Origin of the sequence: Corynebacterium sp. EPI-003-04-2554_SCH2473622 (genome assembly GCF_001665955.1) — a bacterium.
GTDB classification, from domain to species: Bacteria; Actinomycetota; Actinomycetes; order Mycobacteriales; family Mycobacteriaceae; genus Corynebacterium; species Corynebacterium pseudodiphtheriticum.
The window spans coordinates 91,289-112,572 of record NZ_LZMN01000035.1 but is presented as its reverse complement, the minus strand read 5'-3'; the positions used below and the strand labels follow the sequence as shown (position 1 = coordinate 112,572).

Here is a 21,284-nt window from a genome sequence, read left to right as displayed (position 1 = left end):
AGCGAGTCTACTAACTCGCTTCTCGTTCTTATTTCTTACCTCGTACCAACCTACGCAGTCTGCCCAGGTATTCCGAAATACGGCTCTCATTACCGTGGTCAGTAGGCTGGTAATAAACTGCGTCGCCTAACCCATCCGGGATATATTGTTGCTTGACAACACCGCGCGGATCATCATGCGGATAGACATAGTCTTGCGCGTTCCCGAGGCGTTTTGCCCCTTGATAGTGTCCATCACGCAAATGAGCTGGCACCATTCCAGTTTTCCCCGCGCGAACATCCCCCAGTGCTGCAGTAATCGCTTGATATACACTCGCTGACTTCGGTGCAGTTGCAAGGTGAATAACTGCCTGTGCGAGAGTTAATTTTCCTTCAGGCATCCCGATAAGTTGCACCGCTTGGGCTGCTGCAACTGCAACCTGCAGCGACTGCGGATCGGCCATACCAATATCTTCGCTTGCCAAAATCACTAACCTGCGTGCGATGAACCGGGGATCCTCCCCTGCCTCAATCATGCGTGCAAGGTAATGCAGCCCGGCGTCGACATCGGAACCACGGATTGATTTGATCAAGGCACTGGATACGTCATAATGCTGATCACCATCACGGTCATACCGGACCAAAGCCTTGTCGACGCTTTGTGCCACCATGTCTGCGGTAATTTCGGGAGTATCCTGTTCATCGTTCCGATAAACAGCAGTTTGAGTCGCATCTCCATCTACAGCTGATTCTTCAGCCAAAGCAGATTCTGCAGCGGCTTCTAGGTATGTCAAGGCGCGACGAGCGTCCCCTCCTGCCATGCGCACGATGTCCTTGACGGCCGCATCTGAAATCTCCACGCGACGCGCGAGTCCACGATTATCAGAAACTGCCCGACGGACGAGTTCAGCAACAGCAGAATTATCCAGTGGTTGCAGAGTCAGTAACAAAGAACGAGATAACAGAGGAGACACAACCGAAAACGAGGGATTCTCCGTTGTCGCAGCTACCAAAAGCACGGTTTGGTTTTCTACCGCAGCTAAAAGAGCATCCTGCTGTGTTTTCGAGAATCGGTGGACCTCGTCTAGAAATAGCACGGTCTTCTTGCCAAGCTGCGCATCACGACGTGCCACGGTAATGACTTCGCGGACTTGCTTAACCCCCGAATCTAATGCGGACAAACCCACAAAATTATGATTCATTTGCGCAGCTATAAGTGAAGCTATTGTAGTTTTTCCCGTTCCAGGTGGACCATAGAGTATGACTGAACTACGGCCGAAACCTTCCACTAACCTGCGCAGCGGTTTGCCTTCATCTAGGAGGTGCCCCTGCCCCAAAACCTCGTCCAATGCCCTTGGACGCATGCGAGCTGCCAACGGTGCATCGTCCCCAGTTTGGAAGAGCTGTGTTCCGCGAAGGTTTTGCACATCCTCGCTTGGATCGTTTGTATCGGATCCAAGACGGGCAGAACCAAACAATGAATCCTGACTCATTACTTCCAACCAGGCTTTTCGACGCGCTGAGCAATGCTGCGGGCGAACTCTGCAATCTGAATACTAAAAGCTGCACCTCCATACGTGCCATACCTCGACATAGCTTCGAAAGTTTCAAAGATATCGCGGCGCGCGAGTATTTCGTCTTCAGTGAAACTGTCGGCTGCACCAACCCGTAATAGTCTCGCCGCATGTTCGAGATCTGCAGTAATATCGTCGCCTTTTTCTAACATCCCGACGACCCCACTCAAGTTCCCGGCAGCCATCGTCGCGAGTGTCGACAAGCCCCAACCAACAAGCGCAGCTAACACTCTGCCGTGGAGATACTCTGGCTCAGCGAGTTTAGGAAATACACCTTTGATCTCGCGTTTCCAAGCTGAGATGAAGGTCTCAACTTCATCGTCAGTAATAGGATGGGTGAAAACGAACTGTGGAAAGCCCGCAATGACGCAAGCGATGTCAAAAGACACGTCCCGAAATCCAGCCCATTCATAATCCAAAAAATGAGTTCTGTCTGAGACAATAATATTGTCCGGTGACAAATCAAATGGCGTAAATGCTCGGGCCGATCCCCCTAGTACCCGCTTGCGCGCAATCTGCGCGGCGTCGCGAAAAGCTTGTGGTAAAACAAATCCAGAGTGCTCTAAGATCTGCTCACCTAATAGAATCGACTTTTCTAAGGCCGCATCCCGAACGCCTTGGTTTTCACTAAATTGCGGGTGGTGTTTAAGCATGCGCGAAGTCAGAATATCGAATTCCTTTTCGCGCTCTGCAGTACCAGCATGCATGCGCCCAAGCGAACTACCAAGGTTACGTAAAATATGACCCCGTGTGTCCTGCTTAGCGGTTTCTAACAGCTCAGCAAAGGTATCGCCGTCCCCGGAATCTGTCATCACCACTAACCGCTCATCCATATCATAAGCCAAGAGGACCGGGCCAGGACGGACATTCTCTGGAAGAGCCGTTGTGAATTGGTAGGCCACCACTTCGCGCATCAAAGCAGCGTCGTAAAGTACCTCGCCGGTCATTGGAACAAATTTCAATACCACCGTGCGGTGCTGCAAAAATGGTTGGCTGGCAACCTGTGCACGCAACACCGTGGATTCTCCAGATCCTGCAAGCACTTCAACATTTTCAAGGCGTTGGGAACCGCCAAATCGGTGCGATAGCAAATCTTGGGCGATACGTACTAATTGTTCCTTGCTAGGCACTCTACTTACTCCATAATGTGGTAATACCGCGCTGCTCATAGTTTTTTGCAGGCTCTCCGCAACTGGAGAGTGAAATAGCTATCAGCCGCGCGGTGGGAAGAAACCGAAAACAGGCACCGAAAAAGACTAAGCCTTCGGATTTTCTGCCTGCGGTTTTCCGGCCTTCGGCTTATAATCCACTCCGGTTTCCTTACGTTGTGCAGCAGAAATTGGTGCTGGTGCATCAGTCAATGGGTCTACACCGCCACCGGACTTCGGGAACGCAATGACATCACGAATGGAGTCAAATCCGCCGAGCAACGAAACAATACGGTCCCATCCAAAGGCGATTCCACCGTGTGGAGGTGCACCGTAGCTCATAGCTTCCAATAGGAAGCCAAACTTCTCTTGGGCATCTTCCTCGCTGATGCCCATAATCTTGAATACCCGTTCCTGCAGATCTTTGTTGTGGATACGGATCGAACCGCCACCGATCTCATTGCCATTGCAGACCAGATCATAAGCGTAGGCAGTAGCCTCACCTGGATTCTCATCAAAAGAGTCGATCCATTCTGGCTTTGGGGAGGTGAAAGCATGATGCACCGCGGTCCATTTCGAGTCGCCCAATGCGACATCGCCGTCAGCTACAGCGGCTTCCGCTGGTTCAAACAATGGGGCATCAACAACCCAAACGAACGACCAGTCGCCATCTTTAATAAGGCCTAGTTTCTGTGCAATCTCATTGCGAGCAGCGCCCAGCAGTGCACGAGAAGACCTGGTATCGCCAGCAGCAAAGAAGATGCAGTCTCCAGGATTCGCTCCAACGTGTGCTGCGATTCCCTCACGTTCTGTCTCGGTGATGTTTTTAGCGACAGGCCCGGATAGCGTGCCGTCTTCACCAACCAAGATATAAGCAAGCCCCTTAGCGCCTCGCTGTTTAGCCCACTCCTGCCAAGCATCTAGCTGTCGCCGTGGCTGGTTGGCTCCTCCGCGCATTACTACTGCGCCGACATATTCGTTCTGAAAGACGCGGAAAGTTGTGTCCTTAAAAAAGTCGGCGCATTCGGTGATCTCAATATCGAAGCGTAGATCTGGCTTATCTGAGCCGTATTTACGCATGGCATCAGCGTAGGTGATGCGTGGAATTGGGCGCGTAATCTCATGTCCGATTAGGTTCCAAAGCTCAGCAGCAATCTCTTCACCCAGGGAAATAACGTCTTCCTGGTCTACGAATGACATTTCGACATCAAGCTGAGTGAACTCTGGCTGCCGATCCGCACGGAAATCTTCATCTCGATAGCAACGCGCGATCTGGTAGTACCGTTCCATGCCTGCAACCATCAACAACTGCTTGAAAAGCTGCGGGGACTGCGGTAGTGCATACCAGGACCCTGGTTTCAGACGTGCTGGCACAACGAAATCCCGTGCGCCTTCAGGCGTGGAACGAGTCAAAGTTGGGGTTTCAATCTCCAAAAAATCATGCTTGTCCAACACGCGGCGGGCAGCCTGATTAGCACGTGAACGCAGTTTCAACGCTTCTGCTTGCTTCTGACGGCGGAGGTCCAGATAGCGGTGACGCAAGCGTGCTTCTTCGCCTACGTCGTTAGACGAAGCATCTTCGACCTGGAATGGCAACGCTTCAGAGGCTGACAAGACCTTGAGCTCAGTGACGTTAACTTCAATCTCACCGGATGACAGGTTTGGGTTTTCCGATCCAGCTGGACGTGGCTCTACTTCTCCGGTGATCGCGATGCAGTATTCCGAACGCAGCGCATGGGCTTGTTCGGCGACCTGTGAATCACGAAATACAGCTTGCACGTATCCAGAATGATCTCGCAGGTCGATAAAGATGACGCCGCCGTGGTCACGGCGACGAGCAACCCATCCGGCAAGGGTTACTGAGTTTCCTGCAAGGTCTTTGCCAAGCTGTCCTGCTGAATGTGTGCGCAGCACGATTATCGAAAATCCTTCCATAGGGTCGAATGGTTCTCACGCATTGCTTGTCTCACCGCACCGCAAACGCGTAAGCGGTAACATTAGCGCAACAAGGGGCGCTGAACCATATTTAGACTGTCCCAATCCTACATTGTTTGATTATTACTCTTCACATGCCGGGGTTAATCTGTCGACGAACGAATTTTTCCATGGAGACAGCCTTGTACGCATATTCACGATTTATATTTCGATCACACAAAATTACGGGAATCTGGCACCTAGATAGTTCGGCTCAAAGGCACGTAGACTAGACCCCTCAAGCTTCGAAAATTGTTAAACAATTTTTCTTACTCGGTTAGTCCAGCGAAAAGCAAGAGTGCACACCCATAAAAGAATCGAGGGCATCTCTATGACCATAAGTGTGACTGATATTTTCTCCATCGGCATCGGACCATCCTCGTCTCATACGGTTGGCCCCATGCGTGCAGCAAAATCATTCATCAATTCTTTAACGGCCATTCCTCACCGAGTCCAAGCCGAACTCCGTGGTTCCTTAGCCGCTACTGGACGTGGCCATGCCACTGACCGTGCAGTTATTCTTGGCCTCGTCGGCTGGGATCCGCTTGATGTACCACTCGACGCCGAACCCCGAGCAGACCAACCCATTCCAACTAAAGGGTCAGCCACCGGCCCTGATAGGGAAATCCACTACGAACTACGGTTCATTAATGAGCCCCTTCCACAACACCCCAACGCCGTGGTATTTAGCGCATGGGACGCCGAAGGAGAATGTCTTGCCAACGGAATCGAATACTTTTCTGTCGGCGGAGGGTTTATCCTCACGCGAGAAGAGCTAGATAAAGAACTCGAAACAGACAACGAAGTACCTGCCGGTATGGCTGCAGCTGATGGGCAGTCAGAAGTACCATACCCATTTAGGACAGGCGCGGAACTACTGCGCATGTGCGAAGAATCGGGCCGGGAAATTTGGGAACTTGTCGAAGCCAATGAAAAGGCTTTACATAAAGACAACGGTGGCCTGGATTCCGTCAATAACCACTTGACCACTGTGTGGGATGTTATGCGTTCATGCGTAACCGAAGGCATCGCTACCCAAGGACATTTACCTGGCGGATTGCATGTACCGCGCCGTGCACACCGAGTCTATGAGCAGCTTCTCGACGCTGTCGATGACACGTCGCACGGTTTTTCCGCTATGGAATGGGTCAATCTCTACGCGTTAGCAGTAAACGAACAAAATGCTGCAGGCGGTCGTGTGATAACTGCACCCACCAACGGTGCCTGCGGAATCATTCCTGCAGTTTTGCACTACGCCCGCGATTTCCAAGCCAATTTCACCAGGGAATCCGCCCGACGCTATCTGCTAACCGCTGGCGCTATCGGCATGATCATCAAGCAAAATGCCTCAATATCGGGTGCAGAAGTTGGTTGTCAAGGCGAAGTGGGCTCTGCTTCAGCCATGGCCGCTGCAGGAATGGCACAACTACTGGGTTGCACGCCGGCACAAATTGAAAATGCCGCGGAAATAGCACTCGAACACAACCTCGGGTTAACGTGCGACCCAGTCGGTGGATTAGTGCAGATTCCGTGCATTGAGCGCAACGCGATTGGCGGAGTGAAAGCAATCAACGCTGCACGTCTAGCCAAGATCGGCGAAGGCACCCACCATGTCACACTGGACAATGCGATCAATACAATGGCTGAAACTGGCCGCGATATGCTCTCTAAATACAAAGAAACATCCATTGGCGGCCTAGCAAAAACCTTAGGCTTTACAGTCAGTCAGGTCGAGTGCTAACGCAGTTTCTCGAGTAGCCACTTCCCTAGTTGTTCGGCTGGGACTTCGGTTTGTTGGTGCGCAGCAAGGTCTTTAACCGCCACCACGCCCTCGGCTAACTCTGCCTCGCCAAGCACCAAGGCATAGGCCGCGCCGGAACGGTTAGCAGCTTTCATGGCCCCTTTCATTCCCTTGCCCCCGTAGGCCATATCCGCAGAAATACCCTCTTGCCTTAAAGAGTTAAGCAACAGTGGCATGCGAGCACCGGCAACTTCGCCCAACGGAACACCAAAAACCTCAACTCTCTGTTCAGTTCCTTTCAGCGTGATACCTTCGGCCTCCAATGCCAGGATCGCGCGGTCAACTCCCAGACCGAAGCCTATACCTGACAGTTCCTGTCCGCCGAGTTGAGCCATCAGCCCGTCGTAACGGCCGCCACCACCAATGCCCGATTGTGCACCCAAACCATCGTGGACGAATTCGAAGCAAGTCTTCGTGTAATAATCCAAACCACGAACCATACGAGGGTTAATCGTGTATTCGATTCCCATCTCATCCAGATAGTTCGTTACCGCATCGAAGTGAGCACGGCACTCGTCGTTAAGGTGATCCAGCATTAGGGGCGCGTCGGCAAGCTGACTTTGCACCGTTTCACGCTTATCATCCAGTACCCGTAAAGGATTGATTTCAGCACGCTTACGAGTCTCCTCATCTAAATCTAGCTGAAACAAGAAATCCTGCAGCTTCTGACGGTATTGCGGACGACAATTGTGGTCACCCAAACTAGTGATTTCCAAACGGTAACCACGGAGACCAAGCGCTTTATATGCCCGATCTGCAATCGCTATTACTTCAGCGTCCAGTGCAGGATCATCTGCACCAATCGCCTCAACGCCAACTTGTTGGAGCTGCCGATAGCGACCTGCTTGTGGCCGTTCATAGCGAAAGAACGGCCCATTGTATACCAATTTCGCTGGCAGAGGACCACGATCGAGACCATGCTGGATGACAGCACGCACCACCCCCGCAGTACCTTCCGGACGTAAAGTCACAGAACGATCACCACGGTCTGCGAAAGTATACATCTCTTTCGATACCACGTCGGTTGATTCACCTACGCCTCGGGCGAAAAGCTGTGTATCTTCAAAAATCGGGAGCTCAATATGCTCGAATCCTGCTAAACGAGCATGATGCACTAACGTGTCACGCACTTTCACAAACGTCGCTGACTGTGGCGGAACATAATCTGGCACACCCTTCGGGGCTGCTGCTTTGAATTTCGAAGTACTCACAGGCAACCAGTTTAGCCCCTATACTCCGCTAAGAATGGATTGGTAGCCTTCTCGTATTTCATTACGGTTGTAGGACCGTGACCAGGCAAGACGGCTAGCTCATCAGGCAAAACTGCGACAACCTCACGCAAAGAAGAAATCATTGCCTGCTGATCTGAAAAAGGCAGATCAGTCCGACCGATAGCTCCCCGAAACAGCACGTCACCAGAGAAAATAACATCTTCGTTTTGCAACATCACACAGCCAGGTGAATGTCCTGGTGCGTGGACCACACGAAAATGATGTCCCAGCAATTCGAGCGATATTGGTTCGTTGCGCGAACCTGGGGTTCCGATAATACGCAAGTCTTTAATCGGGACCATGTTAGCTACGTCGAATAGCGCCTGCATCTGGGAAGGCAGATCGGTCATATCATTCAACCAGAATTCATCAGCAGCATGAATATAAACCGGAATATCGAATTTCGCGGCTAAATCACCGGCGGATCGCGTGTGGTCAAAATGCCCATGGGTCAGAAAAACCGCCTCGAGCTGCAACGATTCAGTTGCTTGCACGACGCGGTCTACAGCATGCATTCCGGGATCAACCACGATCGCACGCCCATTATCTGAAACAATATAACAGTTGGTTTTATACGGCCCTGCAGCAAATCCAGAAATCTCCATGGGCAGATTTTAACGGATTATTGCCGGGCCACCGCACTGTCGTATACAGAGCTATTTCTGTAACGCTTCCAAAGCGGCGTCGTAATTAGGTTCAGAGGTAATTTCCTCTACAAGCTCCACGTGGGTGATGGTGTGCTCCGCATCAGCGACGATCACGGTGCGAGCGAGCAATCCCTTCAGCGGGGATCCCTCGAGTGTGACGCCATAATCCTTGCCAAAGCTGGAGCGGAAGACCGAGCCCGTTTTAACGTTATCGATGCCTTCTGCATCGGTAAACCGACCGTGTGCCATTGGCAAATCCGCGGAAATTCCCAAAACGGCAGCGTCCTCGAGACTGGCAGCTTCTTCATTGAAACGACGCACAGAAGTTGCACAAACACCCGTGTCCAAGGACGGGAAAATATTGAGAACTAGCTTCTTGCCAGAGAAATCCGCCAAAGAAAATTCCTGCAGGTCGGAGCCAACAACGGTAAAGTCAGGCAGCTTGTCACCGACCTTTGGCAGCTCTCCGACGGTAGCAGTTTCTTCATCGTGAAATTTAGTAGTAGCCATGCCCACAATAGTAATCATGGCTAGGAAATCCCGCCACCATTTGGGTGGCCACTGTATTCATTTCTGACTTATCGGCAGCAAGTCGCAGGTGGTCTGTCATGAAATCCTCAGTGCTATTGAAGATATTGCAAAGACTTATGCTCCCCAACTGTCAGCCATATTCGTTAAACTCTTCGCAGATGCCTAGGCTCAGGACAGTAACCGCTAGTAGAAAGTCCAACAGTGGAAAAGAAACAACAAAACAACCAACAACGAGGCGCAGAATCGCTTGACGAACTCGACAAAGCGCTCAAGTCTCGCGAACGTAAAGAAAAATCCCGCCCTTTGGGAATAGCAGCGATCGCAGCACTCGCAATCGTCGTTTTAGTGGGAGGCATTTGGTTATTGGCAACCCGGGACGGTGACGAGGCGGATCTTACTGCAGAAGAAGAAAGCACAACCCCAGACGCTCCAGATGTAGAGCCCCTCGCATTGGAGCGCTCCGAAAAACTTCCCCAAACCGTGACTTGCACCTATGAGAAGCGCGACGCCGAAAATGGGGCTTCCGACGCAGGCATTCCGGATACGGATGAAGTTTCTGCACGGGGGCACGTAAATGTCACGTTGGAAACCTCGCAGGGCGAAATCGGCATGGAGCTTGACCGCGAAGTAGCGCCATGCACGGTGAATGCAATCGAACATTTGACAAACGCGGGGTACTACGATGACACCGTCTGCCACCGCCTGACTACTTCTGGAATCCACGTCTTGCAATGCGGCGATCCAACAGGCCAAGGTTCCGGCGGTCCGGGATTCCAGTTCGCCAACGAATACCCAACTGATGAATTTGGAGATGAAGCCGCGTCAACTCAAGTTGTATACCCCCGTGGATCCATTGCCATGGCTAACGCAGGCGCCGGCACCAATGGTTCACAGTTCTTCCTGAACTATAAAGATTCCCCGCTACAAGCCAATTACACCTACTTCGGACAAATCAACGACGAGGGACTGAAGACATTGGACGCAATTGCGCAAGCCGGCACCGAGGACGGCTCCGGTGACGGTACACCATCTGAAGAAGTCCGAATCAAGAAAGCTGTTGTACAGGAGTCTTAAACAATCTGACATCTCCTAGTGAAAACACTTGCAAGCAGAGAGGAACCTGCGTTATGCTGAGCAAAGTCCAGACACATCTAGTTCTAAGGAATTCAGGCAATATGAAGTTTTCCCCTCGCAAGGCAGTTTTGGCCGGCGCAACTGCCCTCGCACTGTCCACTACTGCCCTGACTGCCGCTCCAGCTATCGCTGTTGAGGGACAGCCTGCTCAGAACAAAACTGCAACATTTAGCTCTAACATCTCTGAGACCTTCGCCGGCTCTTCAAATGATGCAGACACCAAAGAATCCGGAACTGGCGCCAAGGAGACCGGCAACGGCTCTTCAACCGGCGAAGGTGGATTCAACTTTGATAGCTTCAACAAAATCTTGAAGGCCATCTCCGGTGTCGTTGGCGTTGCCAGCACGATCTTCGCTTTCTTGAAGAGCTTGAAGGTAATCTAACCAGAGGCTAACGAGGCATAAGCCCGTTAACAATTCTCGACTTAACGCGTTATTCCGGGCGTTCCCGGATAAAATAAGTCGCAGATCATGGTTGATCTATAACAAAGGGGACTCGTTGAGCAGTTGCACTGCTTAACGAGTCCCCTTTGTCTTGCGATGGTGAATCGATTACGGCCGACGAGAGAAAATCATCGGCCTAATTACTAGGCTGTCACCCGGTAAACGTCGAATACGCCCTCAGTGTTTCGCAGAGTATTCATCAAGGCTCCCAGCTGTTTGCTGCCCGAAACAGTAAAGGTAAACCGGACCGTCGCCACATGGTCTTCCGAACTTTGCGAATTCATCGAAAGCACTGACAACGAAGATTTCTGAAAAATCCCGGTCAGGTCATACAAAAGCCCCTGCCGATCTAGCGCCTCCAACTGCAAGGTGGCACTAAAGGCCCCCTCAGTATCAACGTTATTCGCCCAACTGACTTCAAGCACACGTTCTGGCTCATCGCGCAATTTAGTCGCGTTAGTACAATCAGCACGGTGCACCGATACGCCCCCACCGCGCGTGATAAAACCAAAAATTTCATCGCCGGGAACAGGCTGACAACACTTAGCAATTTTTGCCAGCACATCCGGATTGCCCTCGACCAAAATCCCGCTACGATTGTGATCTTGATGGGCTGCCTGCTGTTTGGATTGCAATAGTTCGCTCAATGGCGTGCGGTCTGCCAGTGCATCCACGGCATCTTCTTGGTCGCCGAACATTGCCATAAGTTGGTTCGCGACGTGCTGTGCCGACACATGACCAGCGCCAATTGCAGTATAAAGGGCATCGATGTCTGGGTAATGCAGCTGAGTAGCTACCTGCTTCATGGAGCTAGTCGTAAAAAGACGATGCATTGGAAGCCCGCCACGTTGGATCTCTGCCGCCAACGCATCCCTACCGGCCTCTAGATGCACCTCACGCATCTCTTTCGCAAACCACTGCCGGATATTTGCTCGAGCCCTCGGCGAAACTACAAAGTTCTGCCAGTCACGAGATGGCCCCGCATTGGGATCTTTTGAGGTAAAAATTTCCACGCGGTCGCCCGATTTTAACGCAGATTCCAAAGCCACCAGTTTTCCGTTAACTTTGGCACCGATGCAACGATGACCGACCTCAGTATGCACCGTATATGCAAAATCAACTGGAGTTGACCCAGCGGGAAGAGTTATAACGTCGCCCTTCGGCGTAAAGGCAAAAATCTGGCTGGAGGTAAGGTCATAACGTAAAGAATCCAAAAATTCGTTTGGATCAGCCGCTTCTTTCTGCCAGTCCAACAGTTGACGCATCCACGCCATTTGATCTACTTCGGCATCTTTGCCGCTGTTTTTTCCTTTAAGCTCTTTGTAACGCCAGTGTGCAGCTACCCCATACTCGGCGTTATGATGCATTTCATGCGTCCGTATTTGCACTTCTAATGGCTTACCTGCACCAGAAATTACCGTAGTGTGCAAAGACTGATAAACCCCGAACCTCGGCTGGGCAATATAATCTTTGAATCTGCCCGGCAAAGCAGAATACAAACCATGAACCACGCCAATCGCCGCGTAGCAACTATTGACGTCGTTGACCAAAATACGAATACCAACCAGATCAAAGATCTCGGCAAATTCGCGACCTCGAACGATCATTTTTTGGTAGACCGACCAGTAATGCTTCGGGCGGCCACGTACTTCGGCTTCGATACCATTGGCCTTCAGCGTCGAAGAAACTTCGTTAGTAATTTCTTTCAATACACGATCGCGCTGGGGAGCTCGATCTGCAATCATTCGGACGATTTCGTCATATTTCTTCGGGTAAAGAATGGCAAAAGCCAGATCTTCTAGTTCCCATTTTACCGAGGCCATACCCAGTCGGTGCGCCAGTGGAGCGATGATTTCTAGGGTTTCACGCGCTTTCTTTGCCTGTTTCTCAGGGGGCAAAAAGCGCATGGTGCGCATATTATGCAGGCGGTCGGAGACTTTAATTACCAGCACACGCGGATCTTTAGACATTGCGACAATCATCTTCCTGATCGTCTCCGCTTCTGCACCACTTCCGAAAGCTAGTTTATCCAGTTTTGTGACGCCATCGACCAGCCGCGTAACCTCAGTTCCAAAATCACGTGTCAGGTCCTCCAACGAATAATCGGTGTCCTCAACCGTATCGTGCAGCAATGCAGCCACCACGGTTGTGGTATCCATGCCAATCTCGGCGGCGATGGTCGCCACAGCTAGCGGATGCGTGATATAAGGATCACCTGAATTACGGGTTACCCCCTCATGCAATCGTTCAGCCGTCTCGTAGGCTCGATTGATAACATCAGCGTCAGCTTTTGGATGAAATTCGCGGTGAATCGACATCAATGGTTCCAGTACAGGTTTGATCTTCACCTTGCCTGAAGTCAATGATCTCGCGAGGCGCGCGGACATGCTGCGCACACTCGGTGACGGCCGTTTCGCTGCTTTGTTGTCAGTCATAGATGGCCTTTCCGGAAATTAGCGTCCTCTGTTGGGATAGATAACTACTAGGTTATCGCCGCCAAGCTGTTCCCGCCCACCCAAACCGGGTATTTCTAAAATCACAACGTTAGCCACTACGTTCGCTCCGCACGTAGCAAGCAGTTTGGCTGCAGCGCCAAGGGTACCCCCTGTCGCTAAGATATCGTCGACAAGTGCAACGTTTTTGTCAGAAAGCTCAATTCCGTTCGCAGGAACTTCCAAAGCAGCCTCGCCATATTCCAGGCTGTATTCTTGGCTGTGCACTGGTGGAGGAAGCTTCCCTTGCTTGCGTATCGCAAGAATTCCTAGTCCCAATTTATATGCAACTGCAGACCCCAACAAGAAACCACGTGCATCCAGACCACCAATGATTTCCGCACCTGCAGCTTGGCACTGTTCTGCGACCGCGTCGACTAGTTGTGCAAAAGATTCGGGGTCCGCGAGCACGGGAGTCAAGTCTTCAAACACGATTCCGGGCTGCGGAAAATCGTGGACCCGACGAATCTTTTTCTCCAGAACGTTCTGGGCTCCGACGAGAGTGTTGGTTCTAGTAAATTCAGTCACAGTCTGTATTCCAATGTTGGCGGTTTAGTAGTCCTCGTTACCAAGCCTGTGTTCAGGGCTAAGCAACAACACGTTTGACGTTAGCGAAGAATGAAACTGGAAGGTGGTTATTCCCAATCTCGCCAGTTGCTTTGCGAGTAATCTAACGCGATATCCACCAGCGATCCATATTCCAGCCTATCGCCGATTCACCAGTATAAGGCACAGCATTAACGACATCTCGGTTGATAACAAATACTCGAGGTTGCGCTGCCAGTGGAATCGTATGCATCTGCTCCCACATTCTTTTCTCCGCATCACGTAGAGCATTAACATCGTCGGTATGTACCGTCGCTCCCACATCGAGATTTGGCGGATAAATCGCACCTAGGTAGGCATCAATCTTCTGTCCGGAGATATTTTCTGCTGCATCTGCAGTATCTTCAGCGTTTTCGGCACTCGAAGCCCCCTCATCGATCACCGAGTTTCCTAGTACTTCCACACCTTCGGGGTTGTCCCCCCGGGCGGAAGTCGCGTCGGTAAAAGGTCCGTCGCTACGATGCAAATCCTCTGCGGTCGTCTCGGGAACTGATACGTCCACAACCTCGATACCGGCTGGCCTACATAATTCGGCTATTTTTTCCACCATTTTCGCGAGCCGTTGATCTTGTCCACGATAGCCTATGCGAATTGTCTCGCCGGCTAATTCTCGAGCCACCTCCATATTTACCGCACGATGCGGATCAGAAATATCCCGCAAATGTTGGCGGGCAGGATCCTCATGTTCAACGCTCTGCCATAAAACAGCACCGACATCCACTCCAGATGCCGCAGAAGATGCGGCTGCAACTGCTTCCTGGTCAATACACGCAGCAAATGCACGACGCTTCGGTGCTTCGGCAAAGATGCCATTATCCGAAAGCAACAACGCGTCGGTGAGCTCGCCGACTTCCGGGAAGACATCGAACTTATTGCCTGCAGCATTACGGTCCAACCAATCCGGTTCAACCTCGCTGACATCGACGATATCCAAGGAATCGCGTTCTAGTAATGCGGCCGTATCAGCTCTTGCGGGCCAGACCGCAAGACTTCCTAGCTGAGCATTATCCCCGTAATAAGTCTCATTCCGAGTCAAGATTGCTGCGCCGTCATCAGTGACGTGATCAATAAGAAACGGCCCAAAAGAAACTTGCAATAACGGGTCGAAATTCGCGAGGTCAAAACCTTCTGACCAAATTTTGGCAGGCTCCAATAATGCTTGCGCATCACGATTCTGCAACGCATTATGTAACGCAGCCAAAGGCATCCCCGCCCGCGACGCAATCGCGTGCGCGGGCAGCACCGTGCCCGGAGAGAATAGTTCACGCCACCGCAGTCCGGTCCCTTCAGCTAACTTGACGACGAAGCGTGAAGAATTCGGCTGGCATTCAAACTCCTCGATGTGCTGCATCAATGGTAGTTGCGAATCGAATAATTCCGTCATCACGCCAGCAGTATAAGTGAGCAAGAAATCGGAGCACGTCACAGGCGCACCATCCGAGAATTGAGCGTTCTCAGCAATGGTGTAAATGACCTGTGGCTTTAGACCCGGCAAAAAACGCGTGCTAATCAGATCACTATTTTGAATAAACTGCCCATGTGGTCCCGGAACATGGACTCCTGGGTACAGGCGAGCAGACAACTGTTGCGCAGCTGTTGAACTACCGGTGATCGAACCTGCGTTCGTGGTCGTCAACGGTGATGACGATTGGTAATTAAGATCCTGTGTTCCGTCGTCAACAGTTGTGATCCACCCTGGGCGGTCCACGGCCTCCGGTGCTGGCTCATCTGCACACGCTGTTAACGTTGCCCCCAGCGCCAACGAAACCGCTAATGCCCCGAAGCGACTTACTCCACGGCGGGGACATAACGTTTCCGAATTTCGAGAATACGTCATAGGGTGGTCGTTCCTCATCATTATCAAGTCTCGCGTTTGCTTACGAGACCTACTCCGGGCGCCAGGTGCTACCACCGCTATTACGAAGGCGACCATCGTCATCTGGCTTTGGGGCAGCGACCGGGGCTACCTCAGGCGGAGCAAAGGTACGATGCTCAATGTTATCCCCGTCGGTATCAGGGTCCATACTGTGATCCTGATGTTTTTCTGCAGCACGATAGTCGGCAACTTCTTGGTTGTGTTTCTTAATTTTCTTGCTCCGATTCACCAGCGATACCAACAACGGTGTTGCTAGGAAAATCGACGAGAAAATTCCCTCGATCACACCAATAAGCTGTACCAAGGCCAAATCGCGCAGCGTTCCAATTCCCATCAACCATACGGCGACCACGAATAGCGCAATAATCGGCAATGCAGAGATCACCGAGGTGGAAATCGAACGCATCACTGTCTGATTAATTGCTCTATTAGCTTCTTCGCTGTACGTTGCTCGCCGAGAAGCAGTAACACCCTCAGTATTTTCGTTCACTTTATCGAAAACGATGACCGTGTCATAGATGGAGAATGTCAACACGGTGAGCAAGCCAATGATGACTGCAGGTGATACTTCGAAACCGAACAACGAATAAATACCGGCAATCACGATGCCGTCCACGACCAATGCCCCCATAGCAGCAACGGCCATATACTTTTGCAGGCGGAACGCGACATAAATCGTGGCAAACACTAGGAAAACCACCATCGACAGCAGCATGCGATGGGTGATCGTATCGCCCCAAGATTCAGAAACCGTAGAATCACCAATCGCATCCGGAGACGGAGCGCCAGTGTGGTCAAGCGGCTCGTGTTTTTCATAGATAGCCAGGCGCGCTTCGTCGATTTGGGCTTGTGAGAGGTGTTCGGAAGTAATCTCGAGAGTTTCGGAATCACCGGATCCAACGATTTGTGTAACCTCTGGTTCGATCCCTGTTGCTTCAACAAAAGTTGCCTCAACCTCTTCCGCAACAAGATCACCGGCCGGCATGGTCATCCTAGTGCCGCCCTGGAAATCAATCGACATTGAAAAACCGCGGAACAGCATTGACCCCAAACTAATGAGGATCAAAGCGACGGTAATAATGTAGAAAATCTTGGTACGCCCGATGAAATCGACGCCGCCGTCACCAGTAGTCAAGCGGTTAACAAGAGATTGTTTAGCCATGGGTTTTCTCCTCGCCCGCTTCTTCAGATTCCGTACGCCGCTCTTCGACGAGGTCATAGACCTTTCCTAGTCCATTAACTTGTGGTTTAGCCCAGAACGGCTTCCGTGCCGCCATGATCATCAATGGTGCCGTCACCAAGAACGACACGACGATATCAAATACAGTTGTGATGCCCAGCGTAAATGCAAAGCCTTTGACGTCGCCTACTGCGAGGAAATAAACCACGACGGAACCAATGAGCGTTACAACGTTTCCTGTGACAATTGTGCGCTTTGCACGATCCCATGCTCGTGGAGCTGCAGATCGGAACGTTCTCCCTTGCAGTAGTTCATCTTTAATGCGCTCATAAAGCACCACGAAAGAATCGGCTGCTGTCGCGATACCGATAATCAGACCCGCGATTCCCGAAAGATCTAGCGAATAACCAATCCAGCGCCCCAAAAGTACAATTGCGGCATACGTAATCAAGCCAGCTGCTGCGAGGGACACCAGAGAAATTAGCGCAAGCAGTCGGTAATAATAGAAAACAAAAACTGCGATTAGAGCAAGACCGACTAGCCCGGCAATCAATCCTGCCTTCAGTGCAGCTTGTCCCAGCGACGGTGGCACTGTTTCCGCAGTACCACCTGGCGTACCGTCTTCACCAACGAAGGAAAGTGGCAGCGCACCATAACGCAAGTTGTTGGCTAATTCTTGAGCTTCCTCCTGGCTGAACTGGCCAGTAATTGACGTGGTAGAGCCATAGGGAGTTACGCCCTGGATCACTGGCGCCGAGATCACGTTCGAGTCCAAAGTGATCGCGATCTGTTGTTGTAGGTATTCTTGCGTCAAATCAGCCCAGGTTTGTGCGCCTGATGGCCCCGAGCCTGTTTTGAACGCAAAAGAAATTTCCATCTGACCGCTGTGCTGATTGAAACCACCATTGATTGGACTATTAGTGTCAATCTCGTTACCCGTTAGCCGGGGTCCGTCTGAGTCAGTTATGCCATTCAGCAAAGGAGCAGGTTGCAGCAAGTATGGATGGCCTTGATCATAGTCACAGGTAACTAGTGGACGTGCGGGATCATCAGCACCAGACAACGGGTCAACATCTGCATCACAGGTCATCAGTGCGCTAGCGGCTGCTTGCGTCGTAGGATCTTCTGATTGCCGATCTTCAATCAGCATCTCGGTAGTCTTTTCCCTACGTTCTGCTTGTTCTAAGGAGTTCGCAGGCTCCGGTTTGGGTTTCGTAGTAATTTTAGGTTTTTCCGCTAGGTTCACACCCGCAGTTGCTTCACTTTGGCCTTCTTGTTCTTCGAAAGCCGCATAGATACGGTCGATGGTTCCTTCTGCATGCGTCTTGTCTATTAAATCGTATTCCACCCACCGATTTGCCATATCTCCAAGAATTTCAGCCAATTTTGCTGGGTTTGGAGATGGCTGTTGGGCAACCGGACGGAACAACAACTGAGAAGTCTGACCAACAGCCCGGGCCTGTGCCGTGTCTTCGCCCGGCACAGTGATAACGAGCGTGTTCCCGTCAGCGACCACCTGGGCTCCAGAGACTCCCATGCCGTTGACGCGTTGTTCCAAAATCGCGCGCGCTTGGTCTAGCTGATCCTGAGTTGGTTCATCACCTTGTGGCACCAGCGTCACGCGGGTGCCACCCTGTAAGTCAATGCCTAAGCGAGGCGCCGCTTGGCGATCCCCAGTAAATAAAATGAGGGAAAACAACGCCACGGTGACGAGGATAAACCAGGCTAAAGCCTTAACAGGCCAGCTACGGGAATTTCCCACGTGTTTGGCCTTATTTGTTAATTCCGGCAAGGGTGTCTCTCCTGAAGAACGATTTGAACCAATGAGGTATTTCTTTAGTTAACGGTCGCGCTCATCATTTTCTGGGTGATGTGCACCATTAGCTGTCGAGGTGTTATCTGCCGGGCTTACCTGATCTGCCGGGCGAAGAATCGCGATCTTCTCCATAGTGACTTCAACGCCGTGAGCCAGTTCTCCAGTCACAGTGGTTTCACCGATGTCGGTCAGCACCAAGTGAATTCCTCCAGCCGAAATCACGCGGTCACCAGGGTTTAAAGCTTGTTGAAAACTACGTAGCTCTTCTTGCTGTTTCCGCTGTTTGCGCATCATGAAAAAGGAAGGGAGTAGGAACAGGGCTAAAAGAGCAATGATCAGAATAATATCCATGCTCCATAGTGTGCCAGACACGGTTAAGGCAATGCTACTTAGCCATGATCGCTGATCATTGTCAGCCTCTACGGAGGTTAGCGAACACAAGAGCCTGCCGTTACCGCACCGAATTTCTGCGCTCGATGGTGAAACGACTTAGTCGTACTGGCCGAGTGCGGTTTCTGGTGGTTCCAATCCAAGATGACGCCACGCACGGGCGGTAGCTACCCTTCCACGGCCAGTTCGTGCTAATAGCCCTGCACGGACTAAGTAGGGCTCACATACTTCTTCGACAGTTGCGGATTCTTCGCCGACAGCAACTGCCAGTGTGTTAACACCGACCGGGCCACCGCCGTGCCCTTTGACCAAGGCGTCTAAAACTGCTCTGTCGAGTCTGTCTAAACCAAGTTCATCAACATCAAAAACGTCTAAAGCTCCTCGTGCCGATGCTAAATCAATGCGACCCGAGCCATGCACATCAGCGTAGTCACGGACGCGGCGCAACAGACGGTTAGCAATACGTGGGGTTCCCCGCGAACGTGATCCGATTTCGATTGCAGCGTCATGGTCAATGTCGACCTGCAATATTGTTGCGGTGCGTTCGATCACCTCTGTGAGATCTTCGGTGTCATAGAACTCCATTTGGGCATTAAACCCGAATCGATCTCGCAATGGGCCGGTGAGCATTCCGGCGCGAGTTGTGGCGCCGACAAGCGTGAACGGAGGAATTTCTAGTGGAATAGACGTCGCACCCGGTCCCTTGCCGACGATGACATCAATGCGGAAGTCTTCCATGGCCATGTACAACATCTCTTCTGCTGAGCGTGCCATGCGATGTATCTCATCGATGAACAACACATCGCCCTCGATAAGATTCGATAGCATCGCTGCCAAGTCACCCGCTCGTTCTAACGCAGGACCAGAGGTCATGCGTAAGCTGGATCCTAGCTCGCCAGCGATGATCATTGCCATGGTAGTTTTTCCCAAACCCGGCGGTCCAGAAAGTAAGACATGGTCAGGAGTAACGTTCCGTCCACGTGCACCATCGAGCACAAGCGAGAGCTGTTCACAGACCTTCGGTTGGCCAATAAATTCGTGCAAGCTCTTCGGGCGTAGTGAACGCTCAATGTCTTGCTCACCGCTATGCCGATGTGGGTCCACTGCAGCATCTTTTGACCGGATGCCCTTTGCAGAAGTCGCAGCGCCACCGCCATGAATCTCGCTATGTGAAGCTAAACCTTGGGGCAATTCAAATTCTGTGCGTTCTATATCTGACATTATTCACCAGCTCATTTCCGGATTATTTTTTCGGCCCCAGCTCGGCAAGTGCGCCGCGTAACGCAGCCGACGAATCCGCGTCTGGTTGTTGTCTCAGAACCCGATCCACAACACCGGCTGCTTGCTTTTCACTGAAGCCCAATCCAACCAGCGCTTCCACAACGTGGTCAGCTATCCCCGCCTGGGCATTCTCTGCAAAATCTGTAGTGGAATCGCTCTTAGCGCTCAATGTTCCTTCGACCTCTGCTGGTTGCCATTGCGCTACTTTATCTTTCAGCTCGACAATTAATCTCTCAGCTACCCGCTTGCCAATTCCCGGGATACGCTGCAGGGTTTTTGCTTCGCCGGTGGAAATTGCAATCGCAAGTTCTTCGGCGTTCAGCACAGCCAATGCTGTCATGGCCAGTTTCGGCCCAAAACCAGACACCGTTTGCAATACGGTGAACATTTCTTGGTCACCGATATCGCTAAAGCCATACAACGTCATTGAATCTTCTCTGACCGCAAGCGTAGTCAAAATTGACGTCTGTTCACCCAGGTTAAGACTGGCGAGAGTCTTCGGTGTAGCTATCACCCGGTAACCGACACCCGCGCACTCTATAACGGCGGCATTCAAGCCAATAGCGATTACTGTTCCACGTAAAGAGGCGATCATAGTCAGGTTAGGAATCTTTCTCTAGTGATTTGTGTAACAGCTGGCGTCTCTGGGCTAAGGCTGGCGCACGCCAACAGTGACAAATAGCCAAGGCGAGGGCGTCTGCCGCATCTGCAGGTTTTGGGGCTTCAGACAAGCCCAGAATTCGTTTAACCATGGCCGTCATTTGCTTTTTATCCGCCCGGCCATTTCCTGTAATAGCTTTTTTCACTTCGGAAGGCGTGTACATATCTACCGGCAGTCCACGTTCCGCAGCTGCTAATATCAAGACCCCCACGGCATGTGCTGTGTGCATGACTGTCGAGACGTTGCCGCGCTCAAATAAACGCTCAATGGCGACAACGTCCGGCTGATAATCATCGATCCATTCTCCTACGGCGTTCGAGATGCGGAGGAGACGATCAGTCAACGGAGCGTCGCTGGGGGTACGAATTACACCTACGGACAGCGGATAAATAGCTCGGCCTTTACCCGATTGCACAACGGATAGTCCACAGCGCGTTAGCCCTGGGTCAATCCCCATGACGCGTAGCCCTGCCAAATTCAT

The 21,284-nt window shown here is 51.6% G+C and carries 18 protein-coding genes; 3 read left to right on the top strand and 15 right to left on the bottom strand.

The genetic code is table 11. From position 1 onward, the window contains the following. Positions 1 to 28: 28 nt before the first annotated feature. The 3 genes from A5774_RS03155 to aspS form a co-directional block, all read right to left on the bottom strand. Positions 29 to 1,471 carry a replication-associated recombination protein A gene (locus tag A5774_RS03155; RefSeq protein ID WP_023019409.1) on the bottom strand — a complete coding sequence of 481 codons (1,443 nt, stop codon included), beginning with the start codon at positions 1,469 to 1,471 and terminating at the stop codon, positions 29 to 31. Then, the gene (locus A5774_RS03150) at positions 1,471 to 2,721 is read right to left on the bottom strand and encodes a phosphotransferase (RefSeq protein WP_023019408.1); all 1,251 of its coding nucleotides are present in this window, start codon (positions 2,719 to 2,721) and stop codon (positions 1,471 to 1,473) included. The genes A5774_RS03155 and A5774_RS03150 overlap by 1 nt, the downstream gene beginning before the upstream one ends. Positions 2,722 to 2,808: 87 nt before the next feature. Then, the gene (gene aspS, locus A5774_RS03145) at positions 2,809 to 4,614 is read right to left on the bottom strand and encodes an aspartate--tRNA ligase (RefSeq protein ID WP_197490237.1); all 1,806 of its coding nucleotides are present in this window, start codon (positions 4,612 to 4,614) and stop codon (positions 2,809 to 2,811) included. A 391-nt stretch (positions 4,615 to 5,005) separates the two neighbouring features. Here aspS and A5774_RS03140 point away from each other — a divergent pair, with 391 nt between their 5' ends. Then, positions 5,006 to 6,415: an L-serine ammonia-lyase gene (locus tag A5774_RS03140; protein ID WP_023019406.1), complete on the top strand. Its 1,410-nt coding sequence runs from the start codon at positions 5,006 to 5,008 to the stop codon at positions 6,413 to 6,415. Here A5774_RS03140 and hisS read toward each other — a convergent pair. From hisS to tpx, 3 genes are read right to left on the bottom strand one after another with little or no spacing between them, the layout of a single operon-like run. Then, positions 6,412 to 7,686, bottom strand: a complete 1,275-nt coding sequence (gene hisS / locus A5774_RS03135; protein ID WP_023019830.1) for a histidine--tRNA ligase — start codon at positions 7,684 to 7,686, stop codon at positions 6,412 to 6,414. The two genes, A5774_RS03140 and hisS, sit on opposite strands and share 4 nt — an antisense overlap. An 11-nt stretch (positions 7,687 to 7,697) precedes the next feature. Beyond that, the gene (locus A5774_RS03130) at positions 7,698 to 8,351 is read right to left on the bottom strand and encodes an MBL fold metallo-hydrolase (protein ID WP_023019404.1); all 654 of its coding nucleotides are present in this window, start codon (positions 8,349 to 8,351) and stop codon (positions 7,698 to 7,700) included. Positions 8,352 to 8,402: 51 nt separating this feature from the next. Next, on the bottom strand, positions 8,403 to 8,903 hold the full coding sequence (gene tpx / locus A5774_RS03125; RefSeq protein WP_024272709.1) for a thiol peroxidase: 501 nt from the start codon (positions 8,901 to 8,903) through the stop codon (positions 8,403 to 8,405). Between the two features lie 222 nt (positions 8,904 to 9,125). Here tpx and A5774_RS03120 point away from each other — a divergent pair, with 222 nt between their 5' ends. Together A5774_RS03120 and A5774_RS03115 are read left to right on the top strand one after the other, a co-directional pair. Beyond that, on the top strand, positions 9,126 to 9,998 hold the full coding sequence (locus tag A5774_RS03120; protein ID WP_023019402.1) for a peptidylprolyl isomerase: 873 nt from the start codon (positions 9,126 to 9,128) through the stop codon (positions 9,996 to 9,998). A 101-nt stretch (positions 9,999 to 10,099) separates the two neighbouring features. Further along, positions 10,100 to 10,441: a hypothetical protein gene (locus A5774_RS03115; protein WP_021352556.1), complete on the top strand. Its 342-nt coding sequence runs from the start codon at positions 10,100 to 10,102 to the stop codon at positions 10,439 to 10,441. Between the two features lie 203 nt (positions 10,442 to 10,644). On the opposite strand, the gene A5774_RS03110 is transcribed toward A5774_RS03115, so the two are convergent. From A5774_RS03110 to ruvC, 9 genes are all read right to left on the bottom strand, one after another. Continuing rightward, complete coding sequence (locus A5774_RS03110; protein WP_021352557.1) at positions 10,645 to 12,936, bottom strand: bifunctional (p)ppGpp synthetase/guanosine-3',5'-bis(diphosphate) 3'-pyrophosphohydrolase; 2,292 nt, start codon at positions 12,934 to 12,936, stop codon at positions 10,645 to 10,647. Between the two features lie 18 nt (positions 12,937 to 12,954). Then, positions 12,955 to 13,521 (bottom strand): adenine phosphoribosyltransferase, encoded by a 567-nt coding sequence (locus tag A5774_RS03105; RefSeq protein ID WP_021352558.1) that lies wholly within the window; start codon positions 13,519 to 13,521, stop codon positions 12,955 to 12,957. A 142-nt stretch (positions 13,522 to 13,663) separates the two neighbouring features. After that, positions 13,664 to 15,436, bottom strand: coding sequence for an ABC transporter substrate-binding protein (locus A5774_RS03100; RefSeq protein ID WP_197490235.1), 1,773 nt, complete (start codon positions 15,434 to 15,436; stop codon positions 13,664 to 13,666). Between the two features lie 49 nt (positions 15,437 to 15,485). After that, a complete protein-coding gene (gene secF / locus A5774_RS03095; protein ID WP_021352560.1) occupies positions 15,486 to 16,637 on the bottom strand; it encodes a protein translocase subunit SecF in 1,152 nt (383 codons plus the stop codon). Continuing rightward, complete coding sequence (gene secD, locus A5774_RS03090; protein WP_064833344.1) at positions 16,630 to 18,417, bottom strand: protein translocase subunit SecD; 1,788 nt, start codon at positions 18,415 to 18,417, stop codon at positions 16,630 to 16,632. The genes secF and secD overlap by 8 nt, the downstream gene beginning before the upstream one ends. A gap of 78 nt (positions 18,418 to 18,495) precedes the next feature. Beyond that, positions 18,496 to 18,822: a preprotein translocase subunit YajC gene (yajC, locus tag A5774_RS03085; RefSeq protein ID WP_021352563.1), complete on the bottom strand. Its 327-nt coding sequence runs from the start codon at positions 18,820 to 18,822 to the stop codon at positions 18,496 to 18,498. A 138-nt stretch (positions 18,823 to 18,960) separates the two neighbouring features. Next, positions 18,961 to 20,082, bottom strand: coding sequence for a Holliday junction branch migration DNA helicase RuvB (ruvB, locus tag A5774_RS03080; RefSeq protein ID WP_023019397.1), 1,122 nt, complete (start codon positions 20,080 to 20,082; stop codon positions 18,961 to 18,963). 22 nt (positions 20,083 to 20,104) lie between these two features. After that, positions 20,105 to 20,737: a Holliday junction branch migration protein RuvA gene (gene ruvA / locus A5774_RS03075; protein ID WP_064833291.1), complete on the bottom strand. Its 633-nt coding sequence runs from the start codon at positions 20,735 to 20,737 to the stop codon at positions 20,105 to 20,107. 7 nt (positions 20,738 to 20,744) lie between these two features. Then, on the bottom strand, positions 20,745 to 21,284 hold the full coding sequence (gene ruvC / locus A5774_RS03070; RefSeq protein WP_064833288.1) for a crossover junction endodeoxyribonuclease RuvC: 540 nt from the start codon (positions 21,282 to 21,284) through the stop codon (positions 20,745 to 20,747).